The organism is Pseudomonas sp. WC1 (genome assembly GCF_050586565.1).
In the GTDB taxonomy this organism is placed as follows: Bacteria; Pseudomonadota; Gammaproteobacteria; order Pseudomonadales; family Pseudomonadaceae; genus Aquipseudomonas.
The window spans coordinates 1-21,582 of the sequence record NZ_JBOBDQ010000061.1 but is presented as its reverse complement, the minus strand read 5'-3'; the positions used below and the strand labels follow the sequence as shown (position 1 = coordinate 21,582).

The 21,582-nt window shown below is 63.2% G+C and carries 17 protein-coding genes, 1 tRNA gene and 4 pseudogenes; 14 read left to right on the top strand and 8 right to left on the bottom strand.

All coding sequences use genetic code 11. The features are described from left to right. Window positions 1-70 precede the first annotated feature (70 nt). Complete coding sequence (locus ACQ4OD_RS22255; protein WP_102682888.1) at window positions 71-541, top strand: RidA family protein; 471 nt, start codon at window positions 71-73, stop codon at window positions 539-541. 30 nt (window positions 542-571) lie between these two features. On the opposite strand, the gene ACQ4OD_RS22250 is transcribed toward ACQ4OD_RS22255, so the two are convergent. Both ACQ4OD_RS22250 and ACQ4OD_RS22245 read right to left on the bottom strand, forming a co-directional pair. Beyond that, window positions 572-1,336: an SDR family oxidoreductase gene (locus ACQ4OD_RS22250; RefSeq protein ID WP_430944948.1), complete on the bottom strand. Its 765-nt coding sequence runs from the start codon at window positions 1,334-1,336 to the stop codon at window positions 572-574. Window positions 1,337-2,114: 778 nt separating this feature from the next. Next, window positions 2,115-2,867: a ribonuclease T2 family protein gene (locus ACQ4OD_RS22245; RefSeq protein ID WP_430944947.1), complete on the bottom strand. Its 753-nt coding sequence runs from the start codon at window positions 2,865-2,867 to the stop codon at window positions 2,115-2,117. A 167-nt stretch (window positions 2,868-3,034) separates the two neighbouring features. Here ACQ4OD_RS22245 and ACQ4OD_RS22240 point away from each other — a divergent pair. The 3 pseudogenes from ACQ4OD_RS22240 to ACQ4OD_RS22230 all read left to right on the top strand — a co-directional run. Then, window positions 3,035-3,181 (top strand): annotated as a pseudogene (locus ACQ4OD_RS22240) (AcaB family transcriptional regulator); the annotation flags it as partial. Beyond that, window positions 3,178-3,315 (top strand): annotated as a pseudogene (locus ACQ4OD_RS22235) (DUF3158 family protein); the annotation flags it as partial. The pseudogenes ACQ4OD_RS22240 and ACQ4OD_RS22235, both read left to right, overlap by 4 nt. Window positions 3,316-3,395: 80 nt before the next feature. After that, a pseudogene (locus ACQ4OD_RS22230) lies at window positions 3,396-3,817 on the top strand (single-stranded DNA-binding protein). Between the two features lie 186 nt (window positions 3,818-4,003). On the opposite strand, the gene ACQ4OD_RS22225 reads toward ACQ4OD_RS22230, so the two are convergent. Continuing rightward, window positions 4,004-4,921 (bottom strand): hypothetical protein, encoded by a 918-nt coding sequence (locus ACQ4OD_RS22225; protein ID WP_277504833.1) that lies wholly within the window; start codon window positions 4,919-4,921, stop codon window positions 4,004-4,006. Window positions 4,922-5,067: 146 nt separating this feature from the next. Between ACQ4OD_RS22225 and ACQ4OD_RS22220 the strand changes: the two are divergent. Continuing rightward, a pseudogene (locus tag ACQ4OD_RS22220) lies at window positions 5,068-5,553 on the top strand (IS3 family transposase); the annotation flags it as partial. A 173-nt stretch (window positions 5,554-5,726) separates the two neighbouring features. On the opposite strand, the gene ACQ4OD_RS22215 reads toward ACQ4OD_RS22220, so the two are convergent. From ACQ4OD_RS22215 to ACQ4OD_RS22195, 5 genes are all read right to left on the bottom strand, one after another. Next, window positions 5,727-5,802, bottom strand: a tRNA-Gly gene (locus tag ACQ4OD_RS22215). A 64-nt stretch (window positions 5,803-5,866) separates the two neighbouring features. After that, window positions 5,867-6,427: a CDP-diacylglycerol--glycerol-3-phosphate 3-phosphatidyltransferase gene (gene pgsA, locus ACQ4OD_RS22210; protein ID WP_198755769.1), complete on the bottom strand. Its 561-nt coding sequence runs from the start codon at window positions 6,425-6,427 to the stop codon at window positions 5,867-5,869. A gap of 33 nt (window positions 6,428-6,460) precedes the next feature. Continuing rightward, complete coding sequence (gene uvrC / locus ACQ4OD_RS22205; protein ID WP_102684129.1) at window positions 6,461-8,284, bottom strand: excinuclease ABC subunit UvrC; 1,824 nt, start codon at window positions 8,282-8,284, stop codon at window positions 6,461-6,463. A 10-nt stretch (window positions 8,285-8,294) separates the two neighbouring features. Continuing rightward, entirely contained in the window at window positions 8,295-8,933 is a 639-nt protein-coding gene (gene gacA, locus ACQ4OD_RS22200) for a response regulator transcription factor GacA (RefSeq protein ID WP_430944946.1), read from the bottom strand. A gap of 63 nt (window positions 8,934-8,996) precedes the next feature. Next, window positions 8,997-9,386, bottom strand: coding sequence for a helix-turn-helix domain-containing protein (locus ACQ4OD_RS22195; protein ID WP_430944945.1), 390 nt, complete (start codon window positions 9,384-9,386; stop codon window positions 8,997-8,999). A gap of 615 nt (window positions 9,387-10,001) precedes the next feature. Here ACQ4OD_RS22195 and ACQ4OD_RS22190 point away from each other — a divergent pair. From ACQ4OD_RS22190 to ACQ4OD_RS22150, 9 genes are read left to right on the top strand one after another with little or no spacing between them, the layout of a single operon-like run. After that, window positions 10,002-11,303 (top strand): nucleotide sugar dehydrogenase, encoded by a 1,302-nt coding sequence (locus ACQ4OD_RS22190; protein WP_198755768.1) that lies wholly within the window; start codon window positions 10,002-10,004, stop codon window positions 11,301-11,303. Window positions 11,304-11,358: 55 nt separating this feature from the next. Continuing rightward, entirely contained in the window at window positions 11,359-12,891 is a 1,533-nt protein-coding gene (locus ACQ4OD_RS22185; RefSeq protein WP_258600452.1) for a glycosyltransferase family 2 protein, read from the top strand. A gap of 16 nt (window positions 12,892-12,907) precedes the next feature. Then, window positions 12,908-14,059: a PilZ domain-containing protein gene (locus tag ACQ4OD_RS22180; RefSeq protein ID WP_198755766.1), complete on the top strand. Its 1,152-nt coding sequence runs from the start codon at window positions 12,908-12,910 to the stop codon at window positions 14,057-14,059. Between the two features lie 9 nt (window positions 14,060-14,068). Then, window positions 14,069-15,517 (top strand): sel1 repeat family protein, encoded by a 1,449-nt coding sequence (locus tag ACQ4OD_RS22175; protein WP_430944944.1) that lies wholly within the window; start codon window positions 14,069-14,071, stop codon window positions 15,515-15,517. Beyond that, on the top strand, window positions 15,514-16,959 hold the full coding sequence (locus tag ACQ4OD_RS22170) for an alginate export family protein (protein ID WP_430944943.1): 1,446 nt from the start codon (window positions 15,514-15,516) through the stop codon (window positions 16,957-16,959). Before ACQ4OD_RS22175 ends, ACQ4OD_RS22170 begins: the two co-directional genes overlap by 4 nt. 12 nt (window positions 16,960-16,971) lie before the next feature. Next, the gene (locus tag ACQ4OD_RS22165) at window positions 16,972-18,399 is read left to right on the top strand and encodes an MBOAT family O-acyltransferase (protein WP_139670114.1); all 1,428 of its coding nucleotides are present in this window, start codon (window positions 16,972-16,974) and stop codon (window positions 18,397-18,399) included. 9 nt (window positions 18,400-18,408) lie between these two features. After that, complete coding sequence (locus tag ACQ4OD_RS22160; RefSeq protein ID WP_430944942.1) at window positions 18,409-19,503, top strand: alginate O-acetyltransferase; 1,095 nt, start codon at window positions 18,409-18,411, stop codon at window positions 19,501-19,503. Window positions 19,504-19,521: 18 nt separating this feature from the next. After that, window positions 19,522-20,151, top strand: coding sequence for an alginate O-acetyltransferase AlgF (locus tag ACQ4OD_RS22155; RefSeq protein ID WP_258701477.1), 630 nt, complete (start codon window positions 19,522-19,524; stop codon window positions 20,149-20,151). A 26-nt stretch (window positions 20,152-20,177) separates the two neighbouring features. Next, window positions 20,178-21,572 (top strand): alginate O-acetyltransferase AlgX-related protein, encoded by a 1,395-nt coding sequence (locus tag ACQ4OD_RS22150; protein WP_430944941.1) that lies wholly within the window; start codon window positions 20,178-20,180, stop codon window positions 21,570-21,572. Window positions 21,573-21,582 lie beyond the last annotated feature (10 nt).

Genomic DNA, 21,582 nt, shown 5'->3' with positions numbered 1-21,582 from the left:
TATGCATCGGCATCCGGCTTGCGCCTAGCGCATACCGCCCCGAGGCCATGAAGAGACCGAGAAGCGCCCTATGTCCCGTGAAGCACAGTTTGCCGCGATACTTGATCAGCTGGGTTACACCTTCGAAGCAGGGTTGAAACTCGGTGGCGACTACGCCGCCACCGTGCGCCATGAAGGCGTTGTGTACGTCAGCGGGCAGATCCCGCGCATTGACGAAGAGGTGATCCACCCCGGCCGGGTGGGGAGCGAAGTCAGCCTGAAGGATGCACGCACCGCGGCCATGGTCAGCGCCCTGCGCTGCCTGGCATTGGTGCGTGAACGGGTTGGCTCACTGGATAACATCCGCGCCATCCTGCGCATGACCGTGTTCGTGCAGTCGGCCGAAGCGTTCACCCGGCAGAGCGAGGTGGCCAACGGTGCTTCGCAGGTCTTGTACAGTGTGTTTGGCGAAGCCGGCGCTCATACACGAACTTCGGTCGGCGTGCTCAGGCTGCCGAAGAATGCCCCCGTGGAAATCGACCTGATCGCCGCGGTGACGTAATGATCCAGCCATGGCACGCTACCGTCCGCCTCAGCCGCGCACCACCGATACCCCGCCATCCACCACCATCGCCGACCCGGTCATGAAGCTTGATGCGTCCGAGGCCAGGAACAATGCCGCCTCGGCGATTTCCTCCGGCCTGGCCAGGCGTTTGAGGGCGTGCAAGCCTTCGACATGGGTCTGGGCCTCGGGGCTGCTCATCACACTGCGGCCCATCGGCGTGTCGGTACCGCCCGGCAGCAACGCATTGGCGCGTATACCCCGGGCGCCCTGCTCCGCCGCGATGACCTGGACCAGGCCGACCAGGCCTGCCTTGCTGGCCGCGTAAGCGGCCATGCCCGGCATGCCCACCGTGTGGCCGACGAAGGTCGAGGTGAAGATCAGCGAGCCACCGCCACGGGCCAGCAGCGCCGGGATCTGCGCCTGGGCGCAGAGGAAAGCGCTGGTCAGGTTGGTGTGCAAGGTATGTTGCCAGGCGTCCAGCGTCAGCTCGGGAACAGCAGCCAGCTCACCAAGGGTGCCTGCATTGTTGAAGGCGATGTCCAGGCCACCGAAGCACGACACCGCCGTGTCCACCAGTTCCCTGGCCAGCGCCGCATCGGTGATGTCACCGGCCACCGTAAAGACCCGACCGTGTCCGGCTGCCGTGATCTCCGCCGCCAACTGCTCGAGCTCGACCTGGCGCCGCGCTGTAAGCACCAGGTTGGCGCCGTGCCGGGCGAACAATTTCGCCGCCGCACGGCCGATGCCGGAGCTGGCACCGGTGATGATTGCCACTTTGCCTGCCAGTTGCATGATCTGTACCTCGTCCTGAAGGTGATTTGCAGGGTGCGCGGGTACTATCGGGTGCGGTACGGGGGGATGCTCTCCGTTTCTTGCGGACTGTAGCGCCCTTTCTCATATGGCGTAGAGTGCCTCGAGGGTGGCTGGTTGCAACAACACTCCACCGGGTAATTCTGCTCCTGCCCCGTCGCAGATCTTGAGAAGGAAAGACGTCGCTGCCGGCACCCTCTCAACGCCTCCCTGAACTCTTGCCTGGGTTGCGCTCAGGCCCCAGAGGGGTTTGCGTCTGCCACTGATAGAGCTCTGTGCCCAATGACTGCAACTCCCTCCCCCGCCTGACAAGCTCTGCTTCAACATTTAGACCCGATGCCTGGATTTCCGCTATCCAGGCATCGGCCTGTGCCACTGAGAACGAGGGATATATGGCACGAACCATGGCGACCAACGCTTGCGGCCTTCGTCCACGCGAGCTACCTGCAGCTCCCCGCCCACTTAGCAGATAATCAACACGTCCATCGCTCAACCGACGAGCAGAGTTGAACCAGGCATTGGCATCTTGCTGTACTGCAAACAGGTTCTCGACTTCCTGTCGCCGCAGTTAAATCTGCCTGCCTAATAAAACCCGAAGATGGTGTGCGGAGGGGTCTGCGATACCCAGTTGCTGGCGCTGCTCTACGCTATAAGCAGCGGACAGGGTCTCGAATAATTCTCCGGGAGTGCTTACGACATTACCCACATCATCCAGCAACTGAAACCTAGGCACTGTACGAAAATTAATGTTAGTCCCACCTCAGAGCTTCCCGCGTGGAATCCAAGTCTCCTGTTCAGCACACTGAACACCAATTTGCAGGTTCTCTTCTTGCTCGTATGGCTGGCCCTGACTGTCGACCAGGTAGAAAACTTCATGCAGATACTGCTTGCCATTTGCATCCCTGTAACAACGAAACGCAGTGTTGGCGGGAAAGACCTTACGAACAGCAGAGAAGTCTTTCGCATGACCGACCATCTCATCAAACGCCTTCTGATTCTCTTGATTCTCTTGATAGTCTGGATCGCCCTTACCCCTGATACTCACCACCTTCCGTAGCTCTATGAAATCCTGGAAATAGCTCTGAATCGTCTTGCCAGAGCAAGTGCCATGCTTCTTCCATTCATGTGCAAACATTCCTTCTGGGTCACGGGTCACGTACATTCGTAGGCGTTCATTGGAGAGTACTGATTTCATGTCGCCATCCCCCATCGCACATGCATCCCCCTCCTTGCAGGCGGTCGACGTTGTACAGAACTGCGGATGGCGATTGGTACGGTCACCAATACTCTCGCTGTACGGCCAAATTCCGTGAGTCATAAAGCGCTCAGGGGGTTGATCACAACCTGCGGTGGCGGGTCTCATCTTGCAGAATGTGGGCTGCCAAGTAACGGAGTACACCAGGAAGCGGGTTGGCGGAGCGTCGACGTAAGCTTCCTCATTCGCATCCAATGCCATAACACTGCTTGCCCAAGCGGTCGTCAGTAGAAGCGAGATAGCTGTCAGTAAGCGCATTGATTCAGTCCCTTGATAGAAATGGCACCGCCCCAGCGGCGAGGTGCTCAGTCAAACAGTTGCTCTAGCATTGCGTCTACTGGCAGAAATAGCTGGCAGCAAATCGCCAGCAATGGCGCGGAGGCGGACAAGAAGAATATCCCCAGGGGATATGCCAATAGCGATCTGCTGAAGTCCAGTCGGCCCTGAGCCTGGGCGAAAACCTCAACCTTCAGCCAGTCAACCTGCCGCTGTTCGTCAGCACTCAGTTTGGCTTCATGACCGTGTACCTGCTGGCCGACTATGACGACCTGGCCCGGCGCCTGATCCTGGCGCAGGGACTACCTTTCTGCGCTGGCGCAATATCTCGCGCACGTCGATGGGCGTGGCGTTGTGGGAAGGCTTGATGACTGACCCAGCCACCCCGGCTGTTCTGCTCAACGACTTGCTTGCGCTGGAGCGGCCGAGGACTGCGCCAGGAAATGGGCAAGCCGAGGCCATCCATCAGCAGCACGCCCTTTCCCACACCACCACCGAGGACGACCAACCATGAGCACGCATTTCTACGGCGAGGGCAACATCGGCCCTGCCCGCAGTACCGTGCCTTCAAAAACAGCAACGACGAGCCGTGCCGGCTGCTGCGACTCAACTTTTACCTCGACAATCCGGTGCCGACCAGAGATGGCCACGACGGCCGTGGCGTTTTCTGGGTCCCAGTCGAAGTTTGGCACCGCGCCGAGTGCTGGAGCGAACTGCACCAGCAAGGTATGCGCGCGTTGGTGGAGGGCCGCTGCGTGCGCGATGTGTGGGAGGACGAGGAGGAGAACACGCGCGTGACGTTCAAGGTCGAGGCACGGCGTGTGGGCATTCTCCCGTATCGGCTGGAGTCGGTTTCATTGAGTGCCAAGCCGGCAGCGGGATCTGCATCTACGACTCCCCACATACCTGCGCCAGACGAAGCCGAGGGCTGAACCTGAGCGAGCGGTTGCACCAACCGTTTGCCGCTCACTGTACGCCAGCGTAAGTGAGTCGGCACCACCGCAAATCATCCCCGACGATAAAACTGGCAAGCCTCACACTGCCTGACTGCCAGCGACTGCACCAGCCACCGCAGCTTTTCAGTTCCGAGAACACTGACGCTGCATCAACACCCCTGGCTATCGATTCGGCGGGTCTTCTATGGCAACTGTTGTTTTTAGTACAGCGACCGTTTTCGCACCCAAGGAGGCAACGCATCTCATCCGGCAGGTACGCTTCGTGCGCAACAGCGACTTGACACCCGCGTAGAAGGTGAGCGGTTCGTGGGCACTTACCAGTTGTAGAGCATGGACTTCTGCTTCCAGCGCCTTGAAACGGAAGGGTCGTTTCAGTCGTTTTTCCAACAAAAACGATAGCACTTGAGTCAAACCGTATATCACCACAGCCACAGGCCACATAGGATAGTGGGGGAAGTGACCCGCACAGTGCCCCTCAGCTTCCCCCGCACATTGCGCCTTGACAGCATGACGTTTAATGGAAGACAGCCTGAGGTCAAGCGCGGTGCTATAGGGCGATTCGACTACTTCTTTATGCTCTTCTTGCCAAAACGCACCAAACAATGCACCGAAGAGCTTCTCTGACAAAATCTGGTACTCCACCTGAAGCGCCCCCACAACTTCCCCGTCAAAAAGCAATTCAGTCTTTGCCTTAACTCTCTTCTTCGTACGATCAACTATTTTTGCACGGGCCGTGAGCATTGTCGTCTCAGGCGCGATTATTGGACAGGCGCCCATTGACCAAATTGCGTGTATTGCAAGGTAATAAATACGCTCCCCCGCCGGTTGCGTGAGCGCTGCGGCGCATGAGCCCAAAATAGCCAGGTGCCTACCCGCTTCAGCAATTGCAATGGGCCCAAGCTCTTGCCCCAACGGCTGCTCAGGTATGAAGTCGCCGCAGATATCCCAGTCGTCATAAACTGTGTGGTAAAGCCTTTCAAACGCAAAGTAGGGCCGCTGCACTGCGATCCTCTCCATCATCAGCGTCATGTCGATGAGCGTGTGCTCAGGGTTTTCAAGCGAATGAGCGATCAAGTTCATTTCGCTAGCCTCCGTGCACGCAGAATTCGCTTCTGCTAACGACTACACGGAAACGATACGATGAACAACCCAGTGTTGATACTGGCAGAAATATCAGTAACGGCTTAGAGCTTGAATAGAGCGTGGCTGCCCTCGGCGCTTGCAACCCGAACAACTGGTGCGGAGATATCACGTATGTTTGGGCGCAAGGTCGCTGGCATTATGTGGCGGCCGTGATCGACCTTTTCGCACGCCGAGTAGTAGGCTGGGCGTTTTCATCGAAGCCCGATGCTGACCTGGTGACCAAGGCTTTGGACATGGCCTATGAGAAGCGCGGCCGCCCTCAGAACGTGCTATTTCATTCGGACCGAGGCAGTCGTAGCTTCCGTCAGCGTCTGTGGCGTTATCGCTTCAAGCAGAGCATGAACCGCCGAGGAAACTGTCACGATAATGCGCCAACGGAGCGGTTTTTTCGCAGCCTGAAAACAGAATGGGTACCGACCACGGGCTACATGAGCGCTTCGCTGGCACAGCAGGATATCGGTCGCTTTTTGATGCAACGCTACAACTGGCAGCGACCGCATCAGTTCAACAGCGGGCTGGCGCCCGCTGTTGCTGAGGAAAAACTTAACGCAGTGTCCGGGATTAGTTGACCACTACAAGAGCTAAGGGATTCGGAAAAATAGACAGAAAAATGGACTGAAAATCACTGGATGCTGCCGGAAAGCAGAAGACGTCGGTGGAATACAGCACAAACAAAAAAAGGACCCTAAGGTCCTTTTTTCTTTCTCCATGGAATTCAGTGGAACTCTATGGAGCTAAATATTGGAGCGGGAAACGAGACTCGAACTCGCGACCCCGACCTTGGCAAGGTCGTGCTCTACCAACTGAGCTATTCCCGCGTCGTGATGGGTGCCATTCTAGCGATTTACAGAACGGCGTCAACCCCTTGATTCAAAAAAACTTTTACTTCTGCTCCGAACCTTCGCGCAGGTGCGGCCAGGCGGCCACCAGGTAGTGCACCATCGACAACAGGGTCAGCCCCGCCGCCACCAGCAGCAAGCCGTAGCCCAGCACCACCCAGAAGGTCAGCAACGGCGGGTTGGCCAGCAGGATCACCAGCGCCAGCATCTGCGCGGCGGTCTTCCACTTGCCCAGGTTCGACACCGCCACATGGGCGCGGGCGCCGAGTTCGGCCATCCACTCGCGCAGCGCCGAGACCACGATCTCGCGGCCGATGATCACCGCCGCCGGCAGCGTCAGCCAGAAGTTGGCGTGCACCTGCACCAGCAGCACCAGGGCCACGGCGACCATCAATTTGTCGGCCACCGGGTCGAGGAAGGCGCCGAACGGGGTGCTCTGCTGCAGCCGACGCGCCAGGTAGCCGTCGAGCCAGTCGGTGGCGGCGGCGATGGCGAACACCGTGCTGGCGGCCATGTAGCTCCAGTGATAGGGCACATAGAACAGCAGGATGAAGATCGGGATGAGCAGGACGCGTAGAACGGTGAGCAGGTTTGGAATATTCATCGGTACGACTGGCTGCGAGTTGAACCCGGCATTCTACTCGCTATGCAGGCTGGCATAAATCGACTCGGCAAGCTTTTTACTGATGCCGGGGGCCTTGGCGATCTCGTCGACACTGGCGCGGTTGAGCTCCTGCAGGCCGCCGAAATGTTTCAGCAGGTCGCGGCGGCGCTTGGGCCCTACCCCGGCGACGTCCTCCAGGCTCGAGGTGCGCCGGGCCTTGCCGCGCCGGGCGCGGTGGCCGGTGATGGCGAAGCGGTGGGCTTCGTCGCGGATCTGCTGGATCAGGTGCAGGGCTGGCGAGTCGCCCTTGAGGGTGAACTCGTGGGCCACATCGTTCAGGTAGAGCGTCTCGAAACCGGCCTTGCGGGTCACGCCCTTGGCCACCCCGAGCAGGGTGAGATCGGTAAGGCCGAGCTCCTGCATTACCTCGCGGGCCATGTTCAACTGGCCCTTGCCGCCGTCCACCAGCAGTACGTCGGGCAGCTTGCCCTCGCCGTCCTTGATCCGCCCGTAACGGCGCATCAGCGCCTGGTGCATGGCGGCGTAGTCGTCACCGGCAGTCACGCCTTCGATGTTGAAGCGGCGGTAATCGGATTTGAGCGGGCCTTCCGGGCCGAACACCACGCAGCTGGCCACGGTGGCCTCGCCGCTGGAGTGGCTGATGTCGTAGCACTCCAGGCGCTGCGGCACTTCGTCCAGGCCCAGTACCTGGGCCAGCGCCTCGAAGCGGGCGGCCATGTGCTGGCGATTGGCCAGGCGGGCGTTGAGAGCCTGCTCGGCGTTGGTCACCGCCAGTTGCTGCCAGCGCGCCCGGGTGCCGCGCACCCGGTGGCTGATGCTCAGCTCGCGGCCGCGCAGGGTCTGCACCGCCTCGCTGATGGCGGCGAAGTCGTCATGCACCACGTTGACGATCAGCTCGCCCGGCAGCTCGCGCTCGGCGTTGCCGAGGTAGTACTGGGAAAGGAACGCGGCCATGACCTCGGCCACCTCCTCCTCGATACCCACCTGGGGGAAGAAGTTCTTGCTGCCCAGCACCCGGCCGCCACGCACGCTGATCAGGTGCACGCAGGCACCGCCCGGGTTGACGAAAGCCGCCACCACGTCGACATCACCGGAGCCGCCTTCCATGTACTGCTGGTCCTGGACCCGGCGCAACAGGGCGATCTGGTCGCGCAGCTCGGCGGCCTTCTCGAAATTCAGGGCCATGGCGGCCTTTTCCATCTCGGCGTTGAGCTCGTTGCCCAACTGCTGGCTGCGACCCTCGAGGAACATCACCGAGTGACGCACGTCCTCGGCGTATTCCTCGGGCGTCACCAGGCCCACGCACGGCCCCTTGCAGCGTTTGATCTGGTACTGCAGGCACGGGCGGGTGCGGTTGGCGTAGTAGCTGTCCTCGCACTGGCGAACCGAGAACGCCTTTTGCAGCAGGCTCAGGCTCTCGCGGATGGCGCCGGCGCTGGGGTACGGACCGAAGTAGCGGCCTTTGGCTTTTTTCGCGCCGCGGTGGATACCCAGGCGTGGGAACTCCCCGTCGGACAAGAAAACGTACGGGTAGGACTTATCGTCGCGCAGCAGAATGTTGTAGGGCGGCCGCCACTCCTTGATCAGCGTCTGCTCGAGCAGCAGCGCCTCGGTTTCGTTGGCGGTGATGGTGGTCTCGACCTGGGCGATGCGCCCCACCAGGGCAGCCGTCTTCGGCGCCAGCCCCGTCTTGCGGAAATAGCTGGCCAGGCGCTTCTTGAGGTTCTTGGCCTTGCCCACGTACAGCAGGCGAGCGTCGCCATCGAACATCCGGTACACGCCCGGGCGACCACTGCAGGTCGCCAGGAACGCGCTTGCATCAAAAGGTTGTGACATGAGGTGTGCTTTACAGACTTGCGTCGACCATACCGTGGCGGACAGCCAGCAAGGTCAGTTCGACGTCGCTGGTGACCGAGAGTTTTTCGAAGATTCGATAACGGTAAGTATTGACGGTCTTGGGCGACAGACACAACTTGTCCGAGATGATCTGCACCTTCTGGCAGCCGACGATCATCAGCGCAATCTGGATTTCCCGCTCGGACAGCGCATCGAACGGCGAACCCTGGGGCTGGAACGACTTGAGCGCCAGCTGCTGGGCGATCTGCGGGCTGATGTAGCGCTGGCCGGCGAAGGCCAGGCGGATGGCCTGGACCATCTCGTCGAGGCCGGCGCCCTTGGTCAGGTAGCCCGCGGCACCCGCCTGCAACAGACGGGGGGGGAACGGGTCTTCCTCGCACACGGTCACCGCGACCACCTTGGTGTCGGGGTGGCTGCGCAGCAGTTTGCGCGTGGCCTCCAGGCCACCGATCCCTGGCATCTTCACGTCCATCAGGACCACGTCCGGCTTGAGCTCGCGGGCCAGTTTGAGGGCGGACTCGCCAGAGTCCGCCTCCCCCACCACCTGCAGCCCGTCGATGTCGGCCAGCATGCGTGTGATGCCGGTACGCACCAGATCGTGATCGTCGACCACCAGGACCCTAATCAAGCAGACACCTCGTCAGTGGGGCGATTGGATCCCGCCACCTTAACAAAATTTTTCACAACGAACCTAGCGCAAAGCGTCATGGAAATATGCCTGCCGGTCAGGCCGGCGAATGCGCAGCCCTTCATGGCCACCTTCTTCACCCGCGAGGCGGTTGAGCAGGTGCCACACCGCAGCCTGGTCGGCCGACGGCAGGCGGCGAAAGGCGCCTAGCAGGCGGTTCTCATCCGAGGTGAGGCTGTCCAGGGGCGCAGGGGTGTGCACGCCGCTGAGCACATACAGCGCATCCACGCCGCGGCTGGCCACCGCCGCGAGGTAGTCTATGCGCGGCGTGCGTTCGCCGCTTTCGTACTTGCCCTGGGCGTTGGGCTCGACACCGCCGATATCGCCAAATATGCGCTGGGTCAGCCCCAGGCGTTCGCGCTCTTCTCTGAGTCTCGGACCAAATCCGTTCATCTGCTTGCCTCCTTTGCATGAATGGAAGAAAGGTGCATCCCGCACCCGAGTGAATGTCTGCACAATCGACCGGCACTATGCCAATTGGATCCAATCGTTGCAAGCCATCATTGCGCCATGGGCCGGATTGAGGGGGACAACCCCGGGCTCGCAACGTGACGCGTAAATACGTCGTAGAGCAGGGTTGCCCACGATGGCGCAAAGGAAAACCAAGCCATATTTAACTATCGAGCAGATGAACAAAGAGTCGAACAAGCACCTGCGAGAAAACCCTTCAGATCAGTTCAAGAGGACGAAAATCACCATTTTTGGCGTCATTTTATCGACACAAACAGGGATGTAAATTTTTTGACGCCCAACTTATATCAAACTTTAACTTATTGATTTAAAAGTAATTTTTAACTTTCACGCAAAGAAAAATCACTAAAAACAACACAGGAAGTGATAAAGCTTGCCGAACTTTCAGAAAACTCCTTAGGATGTAAAAAGACCACCACGAAACAGCCTGTATCGCTACCTATCTAGCGCGGCTTGATTCTGCGCGTCTGGCATTTGCGTAACTTCTTGAACTGAGTATCTCGGCCGGCCTTGCGCCGCGCCTGGGGAGAGGGATCTATGAACATCAGTATCTTCGGACTTGGCTATGTGGGGGCGGTTTGCGCCGGTTGCCTGTCGGCACGCGGACACCAGGTGCTGGGGGTGGACGTCGCCCAGGCAAAGATCGACATGATCAACCAGGGTCGCTCGCCCATCGTCGAGCCGGGCCTGGAGCAACTGCTGCTCGACGGTGTGCGCCAGGGGCGCCTGCGCGGCACCACCGATGTGCAAGCGGCGATCCTGGCCACCGAGCTGTCGCTGCTGTGCGTCGGTACCCCGAGCAAGGCCAATGGCGACCTCGACCTGGTGTACATGGAGGCGGTGTGCCGCGAGATCGGCGCGGCCCTGCGCGACAAGGCCAGCCGCCACACCGTGGTGGTGCGCAGCACGGTACTGCCGGGCACGGTGAAGAACGTGGTCATTCCGCTGCTCGAACAGGCCTCGGGCAAGCAGGCCGGGCGCGACTTTGGCGTGGCGGTCAACCCGGAGTTCCTGCGCGAGAGCACGGCGATCCAGGACTACGACTTCCCGGCCATGACCGTGATCGGCGAACTCGACAGCCGTTCCGGCGACCTGCTCGCCTCGCTGTACCAGGGCCTGGACGCCCCGGTGATCCGCAAGCCGATCGAGGTCGCCGAACTGATCAAGTACACCTGCAACGTCTGGCACGCCACCAAGGTCAGCTTCGCCAACGAGATCGGCAACATCGCCAAGGCCTCCGGGGTCGATGGCCGCGAAGTGATGGACGTGGTCTGCCAGGACTACAAGCTCAACCTGTCGCGCTACTACCTGCGCCCGGGCTTCGCCTTTGGCGGTTCGTGCCTGCCCAAGGACGTGCGCGCCCTCACCTACCGCGCCAGCCAGCTTGACGTGGCGCACCCGTTGCTCGCCTCGATCATGGCCAGCAACCGCAATCAGGTGCGACACGCCTTCGACCTGGTGACCCGGGCCGGCAAGCGCCGCATCGCCCTGCTGGGGCTCGCGTTCAAAGCCAACAGCGACGACCTGCGCGAAAGCCCGCTGGTGACATTGGCCGAGCAACTGATCGGAAAGGGCTATGACCTGCGCATCTTCGACGCCAACGTCGACCATGCCCGGCAGTTCGGCGCCAACCGCCAGTACATCGAACAGCAGATCCCCCACGTTAGCGCCCTGCTGCGCAGCGACCTGCAACAGGTGATCGACGAAGCCGAGCTGATCGTGCTGGGCAACAACGACGAGCGCTTCGTGCAGGCGCTCGACGCCGGCAAGCCGGTGATCGACTTGGTCGGCTTCATGGCCGGCGGCAGCGACGCCCGACACCACGGCATCTGCTGGTAAGGCACGCCGACGCCCGCCGTCGCGGCGGGCCCCGACCCCAAGGAGCTACAGCGCCATGGAACGACAGCAACAGCGGCCCTACGCGGCCCCGGGCTACCTGCGCGCGGCCGCCGCCTTCTGCGCCTGGGCGCTGCTCGCCGGACTGATCACACTGGCCGCACAGATGGTCGCGCCGCAGTACCTGGACCCAGGCCATCACCAGTTCATCTTCATCATCGGCACCTTGGGCATGTGGCGCTACGGCAACGCCATCGTCCATTACCTGCGCGGCATGTACTTCCTGCACTGGCGCTTCCCGCGCCTGCGCCGCCGGGTCGAGCGGCTGGGCGACGCGGCATTGCCATCGCACATGTTCATGGTGGTGACCAGCTTTCGCATCCCCACCCACACCACCTTCAAGGTGTACCAGTCGGTGTTCCAGGAGGTGCAACGACTCAAGGTGCCGTGCACGGTGATCGCCTCGATCGTCGAGAAAGGTGACGAGCAGTTCATCAAGGACATCATGCGCGACGAGGTGCAGGGCCGCGACGACATCCGCCTGGTCATCGTCCGCGCCCGCGGCACCGGCAAGCGCGATGGCCTGGCCCACGCCTTCCGTGCCCTGTCGCGGCAGATGCCGCTGGAAGATGCGGTAGTCGGCGTGGTCGACGGCGACACCATGATGCTGCCCGGCTGCGTCGAGCGGGCGGTCAAGCTGTTCGCCGTGCTGCCCGACGTCGGTGGCCTGACCACCAATGAGTTCTGCGAAGTCGAGGGCAGCCGCTGGATGCGCCAATGGCACTCGATGCGTTTCGTGCAGCGGCACATCAACATGTGCTCGATGGCCCTGTCGCACCGGGTGCTGACCCTGACCGGGCGGCTGTCGTTCTTCCGCGCCGGGGTGATGACCGACCCGGCCTTCATCCGCGACGTCGAGGCGGACTTTCTCGAGCACTGGCGCCTGGGACGCTTCCAGTTCCTCACCGGCGACGACAAGTCCAGCTGGCTGAGCCTGATGCGCGCCGGTTGGGACACCTTCTACGTGCCCGACAGCCACACCCTGACCGTCGAGCACCCACCCAGTGACAGCTTCTGGGTCGCCACCCGCCAGTTGATGTTCCGCTGGTACGGCAACTCGCTGCGGCAGAACTTCCGCGCCACTGCCCTGCTCGGCCGCGCGCGCCTGGGGCTGTTCACGCTGTACGTGCTGCTCGACCAGCGGGTGTCGATGTGGACCTGCCTGATGGGCCTGACCGCCTCGGTGGTGGCGGGCCTGGTGTTCGGTATCCAGTACCTGCTGGTGTACCTGTTCTGGGTGCTGCTCTCGCGCAGCCTGGTGACCGTGCTGTTCATCTTCGCCGGGCACCCGGTCAGCCCGATGTACCCCTTCGTTCTCTATTACAACCAGATCGTCGGCTCGCTGATGAAGGTCTACGCGATGTTCCACATGGACCAGCAACGCTGGACGCGGCAGAAGACCACCCTAGCCACCGGCAGCGTCGACTTCGACGCCAGCCTCAACCGCTGGTCCTCGAAGGCGATGCTGTGCTCCTCGATCGCCATCTTCTTCGGGGTCATCACCGTGCTTCTAGAACTCACGCAACGTTAAGGAAAGGCGCCTGCACATGAGTACTTCCAATACCCCCGCGGCCCCGGCCAACATTGTCCACGAAGCCATCGACGAGCGTCAGTACGTGCGCACCCGCATGAACGCCCGTGTACGCCTGCGCGGCGCCGTGGGCGAGCCATTCGAAGCGGACCTTGCCGACATCTCGCTCGGCGGCATCGGCCTGCTGCACGAAGCGCCGTTGACCATCGGCGCGCTGTACGACGCGTCGATCCAGCTGCGTCTGAACCAGGTCGACCTGGCGATCGAAGGCAAGGTGCGCATCGTCTCCCAGCGCGGCAAGGAGGTCGGCGCCCAGTTCGTCGACCTCGACGCACAAAAACGCGACATCCTGCGCTACCTGATCAGCGCCTACCTGTCGGGCGAGGTTGCCGACATCAACGGCCTGTTCAACGTGATGCAGCGGGAAAACTACATCAAGGCGCGCAAGCACCAGCAAGCCCGCGCGCGCACGCCGGGCGAGCGCCTCAAGGCCATCGCCGGCACCGCGCTGTACACCGCCGCCGGCCTGGCCGCGCTGGGCTTCGTCGGCTACAAGGGCTACCTGCTGTTCTTCCGCATCCCGGCACTGCAGGCCACGGTGGCGAGCAACGCCCAGGTCATCAGCATGCCGGACAACGGCTACGTGAAGTACCTGCTGCCCGCCGGTGCGAGCGAAGTGCAGGCCGGCCAGCCACTGGCGAACATCTCCACCCAGCTGGCCACCAGCTTCACCAGCCCGGCGGACATGAAAGCCCTGGCCGACCTCGCCCCGGGCGACCTGCAGGCGTTGTTGGGCCGCGCCAGCGTCGAGACGGTGATCAACAGCCCGTGCGACTGCCAGGTCTGGTACCCATCGCAACCGCTGGATGGTTACGGCTACAAGGCCGCGCCGATGATGCACCTGCTGCCCAAGGGCGAGGCCATGTTCGTGCGCGCCAACGTGCCGTTCGACAAGCTCGCCGATGTCAGCCGCGTGCGCTCGGTGGACATGCAGGTGTTCGGCCTCGACCAGCACTTCAGCGGCAAGGTGGTGGACGCCCGCTCCGACGAGCTGAACCACAACCTGGCGCTGACCATCCAGCCGGACAGCCCGCTGCCGGCGGCGGCCTACCAGAAGGCCGTGGCGGTGGACCTGTACCTGGGCCTGCCGTTCGGCAGCGCCAACTGAGGGCCGGTCATGAACGCCAAGAACGCCCCGCGCCTGCTGCTGGCCGGCCTCGGCCTGGTCTGCGCCGGCAGCGGCTGGGCCGGGCAGAGCCTGGAGCAGATCCGCTACGCGCTGTACAAGGACCCGGGCGCCGACGTCACGAGCGACCTGCGCGCCCTCGCCGAGCGTGGCGACCTGGCCTCCAAGCAGTTGCTCGGCGATGTGCTGGCCAACAGCGACAGTGCCAACCGTCAGGACATCGTGAGCCTGTACCAGGAGGCCTTCGCCGACGGTCACGGCCAGATCCCGGCGCTGGCCTCGCTGGCGCGCCTGCTCGACCGCACGCCGCGCCTGCAACGCAGTCACGAAGGATGGGTACGCCAGGCCCTGGCCCGCTACCCCAATGACCGTGACCCACGCAGCACCAGCACCAGCCTGGAGGTGTTCCTGGTCTATCCGCAGCTGTTCCCCGGCGAGCGCGCCGCCGAACTGCTGGCGCTGTACGAACAGAGCTGTCTGCTCAACTGCCGCCCGGAGCTGTACCACGCCGTGGTCGCCGAGCGCCGGGGCGACCGCGCCGCGGCCGAGCGCTGGTACCAGCAGGCGGCACGCATTGACCCGCGCGGCATCGAGCGCTACTACCGCTTCCTCGGCGAGCGCCAGGACCCGGCCTTCCTCGCCTTCGCCCGCAGCCTGGAGCCGGAGATGGCCAGCCTGCCGGTGGAGGTCGTACAGCGCATCGGCGCGCTGCTGGACAGTATCCATGGCACCACCCGCGCCGAACTGGACGCCGAACGCGAACAGCGCCAGGGCCGCGCCATGGGCGCCAAGGTCGAGCCGACGGCCGAGCAACTGGCCCGCGACAAGACCGACGACCAGCTGCGCGCCGACGGCATCGCCGAGGCCCAGCGCTGGCTGGACAACGCCGTCGCCCGTGGCTACCTGCCGGCGCTGGTGGCCAAGGCCAACTTCATAATCTCCAACCCCACCGAGCACAACGCCGAGCAGGCCCAGGCTCTGATCACCCAGGTAAGGGCCAAGGACCCGACCCGCGCCAAGGCATTGGATGCCCAGTTCTACATGGTCAATAACTGGCTGACCCTGGACCCGTACAAGGCCCATGTACTGATCAACGAGCTGATCGCCGCCCACTACCCGGACGCCCGCCTGCTCCTGGGTGACCTTTACAGCAAGGGCGGCCTCGACCAGCCCGACCAGGAGCGCGCCCTGGCCATCTGGCGGCAACAGGCAGAGCAGGGTTCGACCGCCGCCTGGTACCGCATGGCCACCGTGCACCTGCGCGGCCGTGCGATCTGCCACGACCCGGTCAAGGCCTACACCTACGCCCGCATCGCCCTCGACCTCGGCGAGACCCGCGCCCGTGGCCTGATCAAACGGCTGGACAAGACCTTGCCCAAGGATGACATCGAGCGCGCCCTGGCTGTGCGCAACGAACTGTTGAAGGAGCCCACCCTGTGAAAGCGCACCCACCCCTGCTCGGCGCCCTGCTCGCCCTGGCGCCGCTGACGGTGCTGGCAGCCGAGGAAGTCACCGGCCCCGAGGCCGACAGCAGCGCGCCGATACGCGTCGCGACCGTTGACGGCAGCGAGCCGGTGATCACCTCGGAGTTCTTCAACAAGCTCACCCTGCAGACCGGCTACGGGCCGCAGGACTCCCAGGTCGGCCGCGACCGCGAGAGTTTCTACAGCCTGCGCTACGAGCCGTCGTTCGCCTGGTACTCGCCGGAAAAGCGCTGGTCCAGGTGGATGGTCTATGGCCGCTTGTGGCTGAACTACGACTCCAGCCAGTCGAGCAACCTGGCCAACGAGTCGACTAACAACAATGCCCGCGAACAACCCGAGGGCTGGTACGCCGAACTGCGCGAGCTGTACGTCAAGCGCAACCTGATCGGCGACGACCCGCGCTTCTCGCTGTCGTTCGGCCGCCAACGTTTCGCCGACGACTACGGCATCTGGTGGGACGACAGCCTGGAGTCGGTGCGTTTCGACTATCAGGACACCTTCTCCGACGCATTCGTCGCGCTCGGGCAGAAATTCCACAACTACAACACCGACGTCAATTCGCTGGCCGCGAGCGAAGAACGCACGCTGTACCTGATGGGCCAGTACGCCTATCGCTGGAGTCCGAACAACCAGGTCGGGGTGCGCCTGATGCAGGAGAACGACCGCAGCGACCACGACGTCGACGATCGCTACGACTTCAAGGGCTGGCGCTACGGACTGTTCTTCAAGGGCGACAACCTGCCCCTGGCCACCGACTACCATCTGGAACTGGCGGCCCTGGACGGCAAGATGGACAACACCGACGGCAACGGCATCACCCGCACCGGCCACACCAGCAAAGGCTGGGCGGCGCTGGGCGAGGTCGGCAAGCGCTTCGAGACGCTGCCCTGGACCCCGCGCCTGGCGTTGCGCGGCGGCCTGACCGACAAGCCGGACGACGACAACGACGGCTTCCGCCTCAACCCGATCCAGTCCGACCGCATCACCCGCCAGGGCTCGTACAGCACGCGCCTGACCAGTGCGTTCGTCGTCCTCGACCTGCGCAACCTGAGTTACTACGGCTTCGCCCTGGAGACCCGCCCCACCGCGCGCAGCGCCCTGGACCTGCGGGTGACCCAGCTCAACCTGCGCGACGAGAGCGGCGCGCTGCCGATCCGCATGGCCGCCGATGCCCGCGCCCGACGCCAGAGCGAACTGAACGCCGGGCTGCACGGCAAGGGCGACAACGTCGGCCAGATGATCGACCTCAACTACTACTGGAAGATGTTCCCGGTAGCCCTCGACGGCAAGCACCTGGACGTCAACACCCTGGTCAGCGCCAGCTACCTCAACGCAGGCAGCGCGCTGGACAGCGGTGACGACTACCAGCTGAGTGTCGGCGTGGTGATCAGCTACTAAGGACGAGCCAGCATGATCTTCGCCTCCAACGTATTCCTGTTCCTCTACCTGCCGCTGTTCCTGGCTATCTACTACCTGGCCCGGCCGCGGTGGCGATCGCTGGTGATCGTTGCCGCCAGCTATGTGTTCTACGCCTGGTGGCGCCCGGACTTCCTGCTGCTGTTCGTCGCCATCACCGCCTGGAACTACGCGTTCGGCCTGGGTATCAAGGCACGCCTGGACGCCGCGGACAAGCCTTGGGCCCTGCGCCTGCTGTGGCTGGGCGTGGCCGGCAACCTGGCGACGCTGGGCTACTTCAAGTACGCCAACTTCGGCGCCGAGATGCTGGCCCTGCTGCTCGCGCCGCTGGGCATCGACACCTGGACGTTGGAGAACATTTTCCTGCCGCTGGGCATCTCGTTCTATGTGTTCCATGCGCTGAGCTACATCGTCGACATCTACCGCAAGGACGCCACGCCGACCCGCAGTTTCATCGACTTTGCCGCCTTCGTCGCGCTGTTCCCGCACCTGGTGGCGGGACCGATCCTGCGCTACAGCCAGCTGGCCCCGCAGTTGCGCCAGCGCAGCCACTCGCTGGAGCTGTTCTCGCTGGGCGTGTGCCGGTTCATGCTCGGTTTCATCATGAAGGTGCTGATTGCCGACCGCCTGGCGCCGATCAACGTGCTGTTCATCGGCGAAGGCAGCCTGCAGTTCAGCGATGCCTGGTTCGGCCTGGTGGTGTCGACCCTGCAGCTGTATTTCGACTTCGCCGGCTACAGCCATATGGCCCTGGGCCTCGCGCTGATGATGGGCTTGCGCTTCCCGGAAAACTTCAACCAGCCTTATGTGTCGCAAAGCATCACCGAGTTCTGGTCGCGCTGGCACATGACCCTGGCGCATTTCCTGCGCGACTACGTCTACATGCCCCTGGTGCGCAAGCGCGTGGCCGGCGCCCTGCCGGCGCTGGTGTGGACCATGCTGCTGTCGGGCCTGTGGCACGGGGCGAGCTTCGCCTTCATCTGCTGGGGGCTGTTCTTCGGCATCGGCATGGTGCTGGAGCGCAAGTTCGGCCTGGCCACCAAGGTCAGCACGCCGTACCGCCTGGGCCGCAACCTGCGCACCGCGCTGCTGATCATCCTGAGCATGCCGCTGTTCTTCACCATGGACCTGCGCCACAGCCTCGACATCTACCGGGCGCTGCTGGGCCTGAACGGCTTCGGCTCGCTGGAGCTGTACGTGCTCGGCGCCTCGAAGATGGCCATGGCCTTCGCCCTGGTGGCAGTCGCCTGGCTGATCCTGGCCGGGATCAACAACGTGCGCTTCTACGCCGGCAACCAGGACGGCTACTTCATGCGTCATGTCGGGGTGCTGCACAGCCTGCTGCTGTGGGCGGGCTTTCTGCTGGCGCTGAGCAGCCTGGCGGCCAGTTCGTTTTCGCCGTTTCTGTATTTCCAGTTCTAGGAGAGTGCCGTGTATCCGGTGATGAAGACGGCCAGCAAGGCCAACGGTGTGATCTTCGCCCTGGCGTTGGCGGCGATGTTCGTCTATTCGCTGCCGCCAGTGCTGAGCTTCGCCCGCGCCCAGACCGACAGCTGGAACCTGTTCGTCGACGGCAAGCTGTTGCGCAAGTTCGAGCAGGTCTACGACAAGCGTTTCTTCCTGCGCGAGCCCTCGGTGCAGCTATGGGCCGACGCACGCTTCCAGCTGTTCGGCGAGGGCACCCAAGGCGTGGTGCTGGGCAAGGACGGCTGGCTCTACACCAGCCAGGAGTACCGCGTGCCCAACGACCTGGACGCCAACCTGGCGAGTCAGCTGAAACAGATCGCCCAGGTCGAGCAACAACTGGCCGAGCACGGCAAGCACCTGGTGCTGCTGCCCTTGCCGATGAAGCTGGATATCTATGCCAGCCATGCCGAGCGCGCCTTCGACCCACGGGTGGCCAGCCTCTACGACCGCTTCGTCGCCGACCTGCAACTGCGCCGCCTGGATGTGGTGCCGCTGCGTGACGCCTACCTGCGCAACCTGGCCGGTCCGCGCCTGTTCCTCAAGTCCGACACCCACTGGAGCCCGGACGGCGCGCGGCTGTCGGCCTATGAACTGGCACGCCAGCGCCCGCGCCTGCTCGGTGACCATGTGTATGTCTCGCACAAGGCCGGCGACAAGACGGTCAAGGGCGACCTGATGAACTACCTGCAGTTCGACCATGCCCGCCTGGCGCCACAGTTCGGCGGCAATCCGATCGAACTGTACGAAACCCTCGAGGCCGCACAGGGCAGTGACGAGCTGTTCGCCGAACAGGCGCAGAGCCTGCTGCTGGTGGGCACCAGCTACAGCAAGATCGACGATTGGAACTTCGTCGGCTTCCTCAAGGAAGCGCTCAACCGCGACCTGTTGTCCGTCGCCGTAGAGGCCCGAGGGCCGTTCGAGGCGATGAACCAGTTCCTCGCCAGCGACCAGTTGCACAACCCGCAGATCGACACGGTGATCTGGGAGTTTCCCCTGCGCACCCTGCTTGCCCATCGCCCCGGCGCGCTTGCCCGCGACGCCCAGCCCGCGCATTTCTGACGTCCCAAGGAGAACCTGATGAAGCTTTCGCCCCTGTTCACCGCCCTGGCCCTGAGCGCCGCCAGCCACATCGCCCTGGCCGCCGAAGGCAATGCCGACCTGTACGACGCCGTGGCCCCGGCCGACTCGGCCTTCGTGCGCGTGCTCAATCTGTCCGACAACAGCATCGACGTGGCCCTCAGCGGCAAGCTCAATGCGCAGAAGGTCGCCCCCGGGCAGCTCAGCGGCTACCGCTTCGTGCCAGCCGGGGTACACCGGATCGGTATCGGCGCCACGGCCATCGAGCCGACCCTGGCGGCCAACGCCGCCAGCACCGTGGTGTACGACGGCAAGCAACTGCAGCTCATTGCCGACCAGTATGTGAACGAGCCGAAGAAGGCCCAGGTGGCCTTCTACAACCTGACCCCGGCCCAGGCCACGCTGCGCACCGCCGACGGCAAGCACGAGGTGGTCAAGGCCCTGACCAAGGGCCAGACCGGCACGCGCATGGTCAACGAGATCAAGATCGACTTCGCCGCCTATGTCGGCGGTCAGGAGGTGGCCAGCTTCGACGAGTTGTTTCTCAAGAAAGGCCGCTCCTACAGCTACGTGCTGCTGCCAGGCAATCGCAGCCTGAGCCTGGCCAACAGCATCGACCCGACCGAGTGACACATCGCCGCAAGGATGACTGGCCCATGAACACCTTCCTCCCCCTTGGCCTGGCGGCCACCCTGGCGCTGACGGCCCTGCCCGGCCAGGCCGCCGAGCCCGCCCGGCCCGGCTGCGAGAACCTGCAGTGCATGGTCTGCCCAGCCCTGGCCGAACCGCAGCACTATGCCGAAGGGCGCATGAAGCTGATGCGCCAGATCGTCCCCGGCAAGGAGCGCTGGCTGTTCCGCTCGATGGTCGACCTGACCAACGACTTCGGCATTCCCGCGCCCATGCGCCCGGAGTTCGCCCGGCTGATGGACGCATTCCACCGCCAGGGTATCCAGGTGGCCATGGCGGTCCAGCCGACCCGCGGCCTGATGCACCGCGACAAGCTCTACTCCGACCAGTTGCATGGCTTCGACTTCGAACGCGCCAGCCGCAACCTCGACACCTACCTGGGGCAACTGCGCCAGGGCGGCGCGGTGGTGGCACCGATGATGCAGCTGGTGCGCCAGCCGCCTCAGGGCGAATACTTCTTCCGCCGCGACCACCACTGGACGCCGGCCGGCGCCGAGGCCACGGCCAGGTTGATGGCCGAGGAGATCCGCCGCCAGCCGTTCTACAGTGGCTTGAGCAAGAAACGCTACAGCACCGAGCCCGGCGTGATGGTACCCAAGGACGGCACGCTGAACCTAGCCCTGAGCTACATCTGCGGCAACAACTACGGGTTCCAGTACGTACGCGGCTACCAGACCGTGCCTGTGGCCGATAGCAGCGATGCCCTGTTCGACGAAGCGCCCGACCCCGAGGTGATCCTGGTCGGCGACAGCAATGCCGCGGCCCGCGAGGACGAGAGCAAGCAGTTCAACTTCGACGGCTACCTGAAACAGTACCTGCAGACGGATGTGCTCAACTATGCACTGCCCGGCGTGGGCGAGGACGGCTCGCTCCTGGAATATCTGCTGTCCGCCGACTACAAGCCCGAGGCGCCGCCCAAGTTGATCGTCTGGGAACTGCCGGCCAACTACCGGCTGGACTCGCCCTTGATGTATCGCCAGTTGGTGCCCGCGATACACGGTGGCTGCAAGACGTCCAAAGAGCTACTGGGCACGAAACTGCAGCGTCCGGCACTGCAGGTCGGCGAGCGCATCGAACTGCTGAGCAATGCCGGAAGTGCCCGGCAGGCGGTGTCCAAGGGCTTTCTCGACATCCGCCTGAGCGACAGGAACGTCAAGGACTTCTACATCATCGTCTATTACGACAATGGCGCCCGCGACAAGGTGTGGTTCCGTCGCGAGGCGGCGGTCGGTGGCGGCCAGTACTACCTGGAGCTGAGCCGGGCGCCCGAGTTCGCCGGCGCCAACCTGCTCTCGGTATTCCTCGAGCCGACCAAGGCCGGCACCGCCGCCACCGATGTGGAGACGCGCCTGTGCCTGTGAAATCGATAAT

What these genes read in the sequence shown, in the direction of transcription:
- ACQ4OD_RS22225 (WP_277504833.1), bottom strand. Translation starts at nt 4,921, where the DNA reads ATGAACTTGATCGCTCATTCGCTTGAAAACCCTGAGCACACGCTCATC.
- uvrC (WP_102684129.1), bottom strand. Translation starts at nt 8,284, where the DNA reads ATGTCACAACCTTTTGATGCAAGCGCGTTCCTGGCGACCTGCAGTGGT.
- ACQ4OD_RS22150 (WP_430944941.1), top strand. Translation starts at nt 20,178, where the DNA reads ATGAACACCTTCCTCCCCCTTGGCCTGGCGGCCACCCTGGCGCTGACG.
- ACQ4OD_RS22195 (WP_430944945.1), bottom strand. Translation starts at nt 9,386, where the DNA reads ATGAACGGATTTGGTCCGAGACTCAGAGAAGAGCGCGAACGCCTGGGG.
- ACQ4OD_RS22165 (WP_139670114.1), top strand. Translation starts at nt 16,972, where the DNA reads ATGATCTTCGCCTCCAACGTATTCCTGTTCCTCTACCTGCCGCTGTTC.
- ACQ4OD_RS22190 (WP_198755768.1), top strand. Translation starts at nt 10,002, where the DNA reads ATGAACATCAGTATCTTCGGACTTGGCTATGTGGGGGCGGTTTGCGCC.
- ACQ4OD_RS22185 (WP_258600452.1), top strand. Translation starts at nt 11,359, where the DNA reads ATGGAACGACAGCAACAGCGGCCCTACGCGGCCCCGGGCTACCTGCGC.
- ACQ4OD_RS22175 (WP_430944944.1), top strand. Translation starts at nt 14,069, where the DNA reads ATGAACGCCAAGAACGCCCCGCGCCTGCTGCTGGCCGGCCTCGGCCTG.
- ACQ4OD_RS22180 (WP_198755766.1), top strand. Translation starts at nt 12,908, where the DNA reads ATGAGTACTTCCAATACCCCCGCGGCCCCGGCCAACATTGTCCACGAA.
- ACQ4OD_RS22250 (WP_430944948.1), bottom strand. Translation starts at nt 1,336, where the DNA reads ATGCAACTGGCAGGCAAAGTGGCAATCATCACCGGTGCCAGCTCCGGC.
- pgsA (WP_198755769.1), bottom strand. Translation starts at nt 6,427, where the DNA reads ATGAATATTCCAAACCTGCTCACCGTTCTACGCGTCCTGCTCATCCCG.
- ACQ4OD_RS22255 (WP_102682888.1), top strand. Translation starts at nt 71, where the DNA reads ATGTCCCGTGAAGCACAGTTTGCCGCGATACTTGATCAGCTGGGTTAC.
- ACQ4OD_RS22245 (WP_430944947.1), bottom strand. Translation starts at nt 2,867, where the DNA reads ATGCGCTTACTGACAGCTATCTCGCTTCTACTGACGACCGCTTGGGCA.
- ACQ4OD_RS22155 (WP_258701477.1), top strand. Translation starts at nt 19,522, where the DNA reads ATGAAGCTTTCGCCCCTGTTCACCGCCCTGGCCCTGAGCGCCGCCAGC.